At 74.9% G+C, this 11,614-nt stretch carries 1 protein-coding gene; it reads left to right on the top strand.

Annotation, left to right across the window (positions count from 1 at the left end; all coding sequences use genetic code 11):
- Positions 1-5: 5 nt before the first annotated feature.
- Entirely contained in the window at positions 6-11,507 is an 11,502-nt protein-coding gene (locus tag ABD269_RS27370) for a type I polyketide synthase (RefSeq protein ID WP_344122118.1), read from the top strand.
- The last annotated feature ends 107 nt before the right edge of the window (positions 11,508-11,614 follow it).

Raw genomic sequence — 11,614 nt, 5'->3', positions numbered from 1 at the left:
ACGAAATGAATGAGGAAAAGCTCCGTTACTTCCTGAAGCGGGTGACGGCCGACCTGCACGAGACCCGGCGCCGCCTGCAGGAGGTGGAGTCGGAGAGCCAGGAGCCGATCGCGATCGTCGGCATGAGCTGCCGCTATCCGGGCGGCATCCAGTCGCCCGAGGACCTGTGGCGGCTGGTGTCCGAGGGCGGGGACGGGATCTCCGAATTCCCCACCGACCGCGGCTGGGACATCGAGGGGCTCTTCGACGCCGACCCGGACGGGGCGGGCACCAGCTATGTCCGGGAGGGCGGATTCCTCCACGACGCCAACTATTTCGACCCGGCGTTCTTCGGGATCAACCCGCGTGAGGCCCTCGCCATGGACCCCCAGCAGCGACTGCTGCTGGAGACCACCTGGGAGGTCTTCGAGCGGGCCGGGATCGACGCGACGACGGTCCGCGGCAGCCGCACCGGTGTCTTCGCCGGCGTGATGTACCACGACTACGCCTCACGGCTGCGCGCGGTGCCGCCGGGTGTCGAGGGCTACCTCGGCACCGGCGGTTCCAGCTCCATCGCCTCCGGCCGGGTGGCGTACACCTTCGGCCTTGAGGGCCCGGCGGTCACCGTCGACACGGCCTGCTCGTCCTCGCTGGTGACCCTGCACATGGCCATGCAGGCGCTGCGCAACGGCGAGTGCACCCTGGCCCTGGCCGGCGGTGTCACGGTGATGTCCACCCCCGGCACCTTCACCGAGTTCAGCAAGCAGCGGGGGCTGTCCTTCGACGGCCGCTGCAAGTCGTTCGCGGCGGCCGCCGACGGCACCGGCTGGTCCGAGGGCGCCGGCATGCTGCTGGTGGAGAAGCTCTCGGACGCCCGCAGGAACGGGCACAAGGTGCTCGCCGTCGTCCGCGGTTCGGCGATCAACCAGGACGGCGCGAGCAACGGCCTGACCGCCCCCAACGGCCCGTCCCAGCAGCGCGTCATCCGCCAGGCGCTGGCCAGCGCCCGGCTGACGTCCGACCAGATCGACGTCGTCGAGGCGCACGGCACGGGTACGAAGCTGGGCGACCCGATCGAGGCGCAGGCGCTGCTGGCCACCTACGGCCAGGAGCGCGGGGAGGACCAGCCGCTGCTGCTGGGCTCCGTGAAGTCCAACATCGGCCACACCCAGGCCGCCGCCGGCGTCGCGGGCATCATCAAGCTGGTCAAGGCCATCGAGCACGGCACGGTGCCCAAGTCCCTGCACATCGACGAGCCCAGCCCGCACATCGACTGGGCCGCGGGCGCCGTCTCGCTGCTGACCGAGTCCCGGCCGTGGCCGGAGACCGGCCGGCCGCGCCGCGCCGCCGTGTCCTCCTTCGGCATCAGCGGCACCAACGCCCACCTGATCATCGAGCAGGCCCCGGCGGCGGAAGCGCCGGTGGACGAGGGCGACGGCGACGCCCCGGAGACCGCGGCGGCCGTGGCGCACACGGTCCTGCCGCTGCTGCCCTGGGTGCTGTCGGGCAAGGGCGAGGACGCGCTGCGCGCCCAGGCCGCCCGCCTGCACGCCCATCTCACCGACCGCCCCGAGCTGGACGCGCCCTCCGTCGGCCGCTCCCTGGCCACCACCCGCAGCGCGCTGGAGAACCGGGCGGCGGTGATCGCCGCAGACCGCCGGGAGTTCCTGGACCGGCTCGCCGCACTGGCCGCGGGCGAGCCCGCAGCCGGGCTCGTCCAGGGCACCGGGGGCCGGGGCAAGACGGCGTTCCTGTTCACCGGCCAGGGCAGCCAGCGGCTGGGCATGGGCCGTGAGCTGTACGGGACGTACCCGGTCTTCGCGGCGGCGCTGGACGAGGTCTGCGCCGCGCTGGACCCGCGCCTGGAACGCCCGCTGAAGGACGTGCTGTTCGGCGCGGACAAGGACGAGCTCGACCGGACCGGTTTCACCCAGCCCGCCCTCTTCGCGGTCGAGGTGGCGCTCTTCCGCCTCGTGGAGTCCTGGGGCCTGAAGGCCGACTTCCTCTCCGGTCACTCCATCGGCGAACTGGCCGCCGCGCACGCCGCGGGCGTGCTCTCGCTCGACGACGCGGCCCTGCTCGTGGCCGCGCGCGGCCGGCTGATGCAGCGGCTCCCGGCCGGCGGCGCCATGATCGCCGTACAGGCGTCCGAGGACGAGGTGCTGCCGCTGCTGACCGAGGGCGTGAGCATCGCCGCCCTCAACGGTCCGCAGTCGGTCGTCGTCGCGGGCGACGAGGACGCGGCGCTCACGATCGCCGCCGCTTTCGAGGCGCAGGGCCGCAAGACCAAGCGCCTCACCGTCAGCCACGCCTTCCACTCGCCCCGTATGGACGCGATGCTGGAGGCCTTCCGCAAGGTCGCGGAGCGGCTGACGTACGAGACCCCGAAGATCCCCGTCGTCTCCGGCCTCACCGGCGCCGTCGTGCCCTCGGCCGAGATCACGAGCCCGGACTTCTGGGTCCGCCACGTCCGGGAGTCGGTCCGCTTCCTCGACGCCGTGCGGACGTTGGAGGCGCAGGGCGTCACCACCTTCGTGGAGCTGGGCCCGGACGGTGTCCTCACCGCGATGGCGCAGGACTGCGTCACCGGCGACGGACTGTCCTTCGTCTCCGCCCTGCGCGCCGACCGCCCCGAGGCCGAGGCCGTGACCACCGCCCTCGCCACCCTGCACGTCGGTGGCGTGACGGTCGACTGGGAGGCGTACTACGCGGGCACGGGCGCGGAGCTCGTGGAGCTGCCCACCTATGCCTTCCAGCGCGAGCACTACTGGCTGGACGCCGGTGCGGCCTACGCGGACATCAGCTCGGCCGGGCTCGGCGGCGCCGACCACCCGCTGCTGGGCGCGGCCGTGGAACTGGCCGACTCCGACGGCTTCCTGTTCACCGGGCGGCTGTCGCTGGAGACCCACCCGTGGCTTGCCGACCACGCCGTCATGGGCTCGGTCCTGCTGCCCGGCACCGCCTTCGTGGAGCTGGCCGTCCGGGCCGGTGAGCGGGCCGGCTGCGGCCTGGTCGAGGAACTCACCCTCGAGGCCCCGCTGATCCTGCCCGAGCGGGGCGGGGTGGCCCTGCAGATCGCCGTGGGCGCGGAGGACGCCACCGGCCGCCGCCCGGTGGCCTTCCACTCCCGCGCCGACGGTGCTCCCGACGAGGAGCCGTGGCTGCGGCACGCCACCGGCGCCCTGGCGGCGGGCGACGGCCACCCGCCGGCGTTCGACCTGAGCGCGTGGCCGCCCGCGGGCGCCGAACCGGTCGAGGTCGCGGGTCTGTACGAGGGCCTGGCCGGGGCCGGCTTCGGCTACGGCCCCGCCTTCCAGGGGCTGCGGGCCGCCTGGCGGCGGGCCGGCGAGATCTTCGCCGAGGTGGCACTGCCGGAGGGCGTCGAGCCCGGCGCCGGACTCTTCGGCGTGCACCCGGCACTGCTGGACGCCGTGCTGCACGGCATCGGGCTCGGCGACCTGGTCGAGAGCACCGGCCAGGGCCAACTGCCCTTCTCCTGGAACGGCGTGTCCGTCCACTCGGTCGGCGCGGACGCGGTGCGCGTCCGGCTCTCCGCCGCCGGGAACGGCACGGTGGCACTGGAGCTCGCCGATGTCACCGGCGCCCCGGTCGCCTCCGTGGCGCGCCTGGCGCTCCGCTCGGTCGCCCCCGAGCAGCTGACCGCCGGTGGCGCGGGCGGCGGGCTCAAGGACGCGCTGTTCCGGGTGGACTGGACGGACGTCCCGGCCGGTGCGGCCGAGGCGGACCGGTGGGCGCTGCTGGGGACGGACGTCCTCGGCCTGGGATCCGTCGCCGGGACCGCCGCCTACGAGAACCTGGCGGCGCTGGCGAAGTCGCTGGAGTCCGGCGGGACCCCGGAGTTCGTCCTCGTCCCGTCGGTCGCCACCGGCGTCGAGGACGTCGCCGGGACGGCGCACCGGGCCACGGCCGCGTTCCTGGCACTGCTCCAGGAATGGCTGGCCGACGAGCGGTTCGCCGACTCCCGGCTGGTGGTGCTGACCTCGGGCGCGGTGGCGGTCGCCCCGGGCGAGCCGGTGTCCGACCTGGTCGGCGCCGCGGTCCGCGGTCTGGCCCGCTCCGCGCAGTCGGAGAACCCGGGGCGCCTCGTGCTCGTGGACGTCGACGGCCACCCCGACTCGCTGCACGCCCTGCCCGCCGCCCTGCACTGCGACGAGCAGGAGATCGCCGTGCGCGAAGGCGTCCTGAAGGCGCCGCGCCTCGGCCGGGCCGCCGTCGGTGCGGCGGACGCCGTCCGGGACCCGGCCGGCACGGTCCTGGTCACCGGTGCCAGCGGCTCACTGGGCGGGCTCGTGGCCCGGCACCTGGTGACCGAGCACGGCGTACGTCACCTGCTGCTGGTGAGCCGCAGGGGCGGGAACGCCCCCGGCGCCGCGGAACTGGCCGCCGAACTCGGCGAGTCGGGCGCCGGTGTGACATGGGCGGCGTGCGACGTGGCCGACCGGGACGCACTGGCCGCCGTGATCGCCGCGATACCGGCGGAACACCCGCTGACCGGCGTCGTGCACACCGCCGGTGTGCTCGACGACGGCGTGCTCGACTCGCTCACCCCGGAGCGCCTCGCGAAGGTGCTGCGCCCGAAGGTGGACGCGGCGTGGAACCTGCACGAGCTGACGCGCGACCTCGACCTGTCGGACTTCGTGCTGTTCTCCTCCGCCGCCGGTGTCTTCGGCGGCGCCGGACAGGGCAACTACGCCGCCGCCAACGCCTTCCTGGACGCCCTCGCCCAGCACCGCAAGGCGCTCGGCCTGGCCGCCTCCTCCCTCGCGTGGGGGCTGTGGGCCGAGTCCGGCGGCATGGCCGGGGGACTGGACGAGGCGGAGGCCGGCCGACTGCGGCGCGGTGGCATCGTCGCCATCACCGCCGAGCGGGGCCTTGAGCTCTTCGACGCGTCCGCCCGCACGGACGAGGCGCTGCTGGTGCCCATGCCGCTGGACCTGGCCGCGCTGCGCGCCCAGGCGAGCGTCGGCATGCTGCCGCCGCTCTTCCGCGGCCTGGTCCGGGTGCCCCCGCGACGCGCGGCCCAGGCCGCCGCGGCCAACGCCTCCGGCACGCTGGGACAGCGGCTGGCCGGCCTCCCCGAGGCCGAGGCGGAACGCGTCGTGCTGGAGCTGGTCCGCACCCACATAGCGGCCGTGCTCGGCCACTCCGGGCCCGAAGCGGTCGACCCGGCGCGCTCGTTCAGCGAGGTCGGCTTCGACTCGCTCACCGCGGTCGAGCTCCGCAACCAGCTCGGTGCGGCCACCGGCGTACGCCTCCCCGCGACGCTGATCTTCGACTACCCGACGCCCGTCGCGCTCGCGCACTTCCTGCGCGGCGAGGCCCAGGGCGGCCAGGCAGCCGCGTCCGCCGCGCCCGCCGCCGCCACGGCGGGAGACGACGAGCCCATCGCCATCGTCGCGATGAGCTGCCGCTACCCCGGCGGTGTACGGACCCCCGAGGACCTGTGGACGCTGGTCACCGAGGGGCGCGACGCCATCTCCGACATGCCCACCGACCGCGGCTGGGACATCGAGGGGCTGTACGCCGACGACCCCGACCAGCCGGGCGCGAGCTACGCCCGCAACGGCGGCTTCCTGCACGACGCCCACCACTTCGACCCGGCGTTCTTCGGGATCGCGCCGCGCGAGGCCCTCGCCATGGACCCCCAGCAGCGACTGCTGCTGGAGACGTCCTGGGAGGCGTTCGAGCGGGCCGGGATCGACCCGGCCACGGTGCGCGGCAGCCGGACCGGCGTCTACACCGGCGTCATGTACAACGACTACGGCACGCTGCTGCACCGCGCACCCGACGGCCTCGAGGGTTACATGGGCACCGCCAGCTCCGGCAGCGTCGCCTCCGGCCGCGTCTCGTACACCTTCGGCCTTGAGGGCCCGGCGGTCACCGTCGACACGGCCTGCTCGTCCTCGCTGGTGACCCTGCACATGGCCGTGCAGGCCCTGCGCTCCGGAGAGTGCTCCCTCGCCCTCGCGGGCGGCGTGACCGTGATGGCCACCCCCGGCACCTTCGTGGCCTTCAGCAAGCAGCGCGGCCTGGCCACCGACGGCCGCTGCAAGCCCTTCGCGGCCGCCGCCGACGGCACCGCCTGGGGCGAGGGCGTCGGCATGCTGCTCGTCGAGCGGCTCTCCGACGCACGGAAGAACGGCCACCCGGTCCTTGCGATCGTCCGTGGTTCGGCCATCAACCAGGACGGCGCGAGCAACGGCCTGACGGCCCCCAACGGCCCGTCCCAGCAGCGCGTCATCCGGCAGGCCCTGGCCAACGCCCGGCTGACCACGGCCGATGTCGACGTCGTCGAGGCGCACGGCACCGGCACGACGCTGGGCGACCCGATCGAGGCGCAGGCGCTGCTGGCCACCTACGGCCAGGACCGCGCCGAGGACACCCCGCTGTGGCTGGGCTCGGTGAAGTCCAACTTCGGCCACACCCAGGCCGCCGCCGGTGTCGCGGGCATCATCAAGATGGTCAAGGCCCTCGAGCACGGCGTGCTGCCCAGGACCCTCCACGTCGACGAGCCCTCGCCGCACGTCGACTGGTCGGCCGGCGCGGTCTCGCTGCTGACCGAGGAGACGGCCTGGCCGGAGAGCGGCCGCCCGCGCCGCGCCGCGGTGTCCTCCTTCGGCATCAGCGGCACCAACGCCCACACCATCCTGGAGCAGGCCCCGGCCGAGAAGCCGGCCGTCGCCGAGGACCGGACGGCGAAGCCGGGCGTGCTGCCCTGGGTGCTCTCGGGCAGGACCGAGGCCGCGCTGCGGGCGGCGGCACAGAAGCTGCTCACGGCGCTGGAGACCCACCCGGAGCCGAGCCCGGCGGACATCGGCTACTCCCTGGCCACCACGCGCGCGGTGCACGACGAGCGCGCGCTGTTGGTGGGGGAGGACCGGGACGCCTTCGTACGCGCCCTGTCCGCCCTGGCCGCCGGGCAGGCGCTGCCGCAGCTCGTCCAGGGGACCGGCACGGCGGGCAGGACCGCCTTCGTCTTCCCCGGCCAGGGCTCGCAGTGGGCCGGCATGGCGGTCGGACTGCTCGACGCCTCCCCGGTGTTCGCCGCCCGCATCGCCGAATGCGCCGCCGCACTGGCGGAGTTCTGCGACTGGTCGCTGGTGGACGTCCTGCGCGGCGTGGAAGGCGCCCCCTCGCTTGAGCGGGTGGACGTGGTCCAGCCGGTGCTGTTCGCCGTGATGGTCTCGCTCGCCGAGCTGTGGCGTTCGCTGGGTGTTCAGCCGTCGGCCGTTGTCGGTCACTCGCAGGGTGAGATCGCGGCCGCGTGTGTGGCGGGGATTCTCTCGCTCCAGGACGCTGCCCGTGTGGTCGCGCTGCGCAGCCAGGCCATTGGCCGGGTGCTGGCGGGCAAGGGCGGCATGGTGTCCGTGGCGCTGCCCGTGGCCGAGGTACGGGAGCGGATCGCCGCATGGGGTGAATCCCGCATCTCGGTGGCAGCGGTCAACGGGCCGTCGTCCGTGGTCGTCTCCGGTGAGCCCGAGGCGCTCGACGAGCTGATCGCCTCCTGTGAGGCGGATGAGGTGCGGGCGCGTAAGGTCCCGGTTGACTACGCCTCGCACTCCGCCCAGGTCGAGCTGCTCCGCGACGAGCTGTGCGAACTCCTGGCCCCGGTGCGGCCGAAGGCCGCCGAGGTGCCCTTCCTGTCCACCGTGACCGGTGAATGGGTCAAGGGGCCCGAGCTGGACGCGGAGTACTGGTTCACCAACCTCCGGCAGACGGTCGAGCTCGAAGGTGCTGTCCGCCGCCTCCTCGACGAGGGCTTCGCGACCTTCATCGAGTCCAGCGCGCACCCAGTGCTCGCCATGGGCGTGCAGGAGACCGCCGAGAGCAGCGGCCGCGAGGCCACCGCCATCGGCTCGCTGCGCCGCGACGAGGGCGGCCTGGAGCGCTTCTTCACCTCGCTGGGCGAGGCCTGGACGCGTGGCGTGAGCGTCGACTGGGACGCGGTGTACGCCGGGACGGGCGCTAGGCGCGTCGAGCTGCCGACCTACGCCTTCCAGCACGAGCGCTTCTGGATCGAGGTCCCGGCCTCGGTGGGCGACGTCGCCTCCGCGGGTCTCGGCGCCGCCGGGCACCCGCTGCTGGGCGCGGCTGTCGAACTGCCGGACTCGGACGGCGTCCTGCTCACCGGGCGGCTTTCCCTCCAGACCCACCCCTGGCTGGCCGACCACGCCGTCGCGGGCACCGTGCTGGTGCCGGGCACGGCCTTCGTCGAGCTGGCGGTGCGCTCCGGCGACCAGGTCGGCTGCGACCTGCTGGAGGAGCTGACCCTGGAGGAGCCGCTGATCCTGCCCGAGCGGGGCGGGGTCCAGCTGCGGCTGAGCGTCGGCGAGGCCGGCACCGACGGCCGCCGGACGCTGGAGATCCACTCGCGGCCGGAGCGGCCGGCGGGCGAGGACCGGCCGGACCAGCCGTGGAGCCGCAACGCCTCCGGCGTGCTCGCGGCGGGCCGGGCGGCGGCCGAGGAACTGTCGGTCTGGCCCCCGGCGGACGCCGTGCCGGTCGACGTCTCGGATCTGTACGAGCGGTTCACGGCCGGCGGGTTCGGCTACGGACCGGCGTTCCAGGGGCTGCGGGCCGCCTGGCGGCGCGGCGGCGAGGTCTTCGCCGAGCTGCGGCTGCCCGAGAAGCAGCGCTCGGACGCCGCCCTGTTCGGGCTGCACCCGGCGCTGCTGGACGCCGCCCTGCACGGCGTGGCGCTCGGCGACTTCCTCGGTACGGAAGACGGCATCCGGCTCCCGTTCTCCTGGAGCGGCGTCACCCTGCACGCCGCGGGCGCCGCGGCGCTGCGGGTGCGCATCGCCCCGGCCGGGCCGGACGCGATCGCCCTGACGGTGGCCGACGAGGCCGGCGGCCCGGTCGCGACCGTGGACTCCCTGGTCCTGCGGCGCGTTGCGCCCGAGCAACTGCGCGCGGCCCGTGTCGCCCACCACGACTCGCTGTTCCGGCTGCGCTGGACCGCGCTTCCCGTTCCGGCGGCGACCCCGGCCGGACCCTGGGCGCTGGTCGGCGCCGACGCCCTCGGCCTGGGCGCGGCGCTGGAGGCGGCGGGGATCGGCTGCGAGTCCTACGCGGACCTGGTGGAGCTCGCCGCCGTGGTGGCCTCCGGCAGGCCCGCGCCGGAGCTCGTCCTCCTCCCGTACGGCTCCGGCACCACCGGAGACGTGGCCGAGGACGCCAGGCGGGCCACGCATGCCGCGCTGGCGGACATCCAGTCGTGGCTCGCGGAAGAGGCCTTCGCCGGGGCGCGGCTGGCCTTCGTCACCCGCGGCTCGGTGGCCACCGGACCGGACGCGGACGTGCCCGGCCTCGCCCACGCCCCGGTATGGGGTCTGGTGCGCTCCGCCCAGACGGAGAACCCGGACCGGTTCCTGCTGCTGGACGTGGACGGCGACGAGGCGTCCGTACGGGCGCTCCCTGCGGCGGTGGCCTCGGCCGAGCCGCAACTGGCCGTCCGCACGGGAGGCCTGCTGGCCCCCCGGCTCGCCGGGGTGGAGGACACGGCGCCGGAGCAGGTGCCCGGGTTCGACCCGGAGGGCACGGTCCTGATCACGGGTGCCACCGGGGTGCTCGGCGGGCTGCTGGCCCGCCACCTGGTCGCCGAGCGGGGGGTGCGGCACCTGCTGCTCACCAGCCGTCGCGGCGGCCGGGCGGAGGGCGTGCCCGAGCTGGTCGCCGAACTCACCGCGCTGGGCGCCGAGGTGACCGTCGCGGCCTGCGACGCCGCCGACCGCGAGGCGCTGGCGCGGCTGCTCGCCGAGGTGCCGGAGGAGCGCCCGCTGCGGGCGGTTATCCACACCGCCGGTGTGCTGGACGACGGACCGGTCCCGGCCCTCACCCCCGCCCGCGTCGACACCGTCTTCCGCCCGAAGGTGGACGCGGCGCGGAACCTGCACGAGCTGACGCGCGGCCTCGACCTGACCGCGTTCGTGCTGTTCTCGTCCGCGGCCGGCACGCTCGGCGCGCCGGGCCAGGGCAACTACGCGGCCGCCAACGTCTTCCTGGACGCGCTCGCGCAGCACCGGCGGGCCACGGGCCTGCCCGCGCTCTCGCTGGCCTGGGGCCTGTGGGAGCAGCGCTCGGCGATGACCGGCGGCATGGCCGACGCGGACGTGCAGCGGATGGCACGCTCCGGCATGGCCCCGCTGACCTCCGAGGACGGCCTGGAGCTCTTCGACGTGGCCTGGACGGTCCCCGGCGAGTCGCTCCTGATTCCCCTGCACCTGGACACCGCCCCGCTGCGGGCCCAGGCCGACGCGGGCGCGCTGCCGGCCGTCTTCCGCGGCCTGGTGCGCGGCTCCCGGCGGCGCACCGTCGAGGCCGCCCCGGTGGACCTCGCCGGCCCCTCGCTGGCGCAGCGTCTCGCCGGGCTCGCGACCGGGGCCGAGCGGGAGGCCGTACTCCTGGAACTGGTCCGCACCCAGGCCGCGGTAGTCCTCGGCTTCGCGGACGCCGACGCCATCGGGGTCGGCCGCGGCTTCCTGGAGATGGGCTTCGACTCGCTCACCGCCGTCGAGCTGCGCAACCGGCTCAACGCGGCCAGCGGCCTGCGGCTGTCCCCGACGCTGCTCTTCGACCACGGCACGCCCGCGCTCGTCGCCGGGCACATGCTGACGCAGCTGGTGGACGCGGTGGCCGGTTCTGCCGTACGGGACGAGCCGGCCGGTGGCGAACAGCAGACGGGCGTCTTCGGCGCGATGATGCGGGAGGCCGGGGAGACGGGCAGGCAGGAGGAGTTCACGCGCATGCTGATGGACGTCTCCCGGTTCCGCCCGTCCTTCAACGGCACGGCGGACCTGGCCAAGGCACCCGCCCTGGTGAGGCTCTCGGGTGCCGGGGCGGAGCCGGTGCCTCCGGCGCTGGTCTGCTTCTCCTCCATCCTGCCGATCTCGGGCCCGCACCAGTACGCCCGGTTCGCCGCCGGCTTCCGTGGCCACCGGGACGTATGGGCGATGGCCAACCCCGGCTTCGTGGCGGGGGAGCAGCTCCCGGCGACCCCGGAGGCGGTGATCGAGGCGCAGGCCGAGGCGGTGCTGCGGCGGACGGACGGTTCACCCTTCGTCCTGCTGGGCCACTCCTCGGGCGGCATGCTCGCGCACGAGGTCGCGGCGCGGCTGGAGGCCACGGGCGTCTTCCCGCAGGCGGTCGTCCTCCTCGACATCTACTCCCACGACACGGACGCGGCCACCGGCATCCAGCCCGGCCTGAGCGCGAGCGTGGGCGAGCGGAGCGAGAGCCATGTGCCGCTCGACGACGCGCGGCTGCTTGCCATGGGCGCCTACTTCCGCCTCTTCGGCGAGTGGCGCCCGCGCGAGATCAAGACCCCGACGCTGCTGGTACGGGCCGGGGAGCGGCTGTTCGACTGGACCCGTGGCGAGGGCGGCGACTGGCGCTCCTACTGGGATCTCGAGCACACCGCGCTCGATGTGCCCGGCAACCACTTCACGATGATGGAGCAGCACGCCGGGACGACGGCGCAGGCGGTGGCGGGCTGGCTGTCGGCCTGACAGCAGGGACGCCTCCGCGCGCGGGCCGCCGGCCCCGTACCGGAATCGGTACGGGGCCGGCGGCCTCGTCCGTGGTGCGGTGCAACGCCGAAGGGCCGGTCCCCGCA

Source organism: Streptomyces blastmyceticus (assembly GCF_039521185.1).
GTDB classification, from domain to species: Bacteria; Actinomycetota; Actinomycetes; order Streptomycetales; family Streptomycetaceae; genus Streptomyces; species Streptomyces blastmyceticus.
This window is presented reverse-complemented; position numbering and strand designations above follow the sequence as displayed.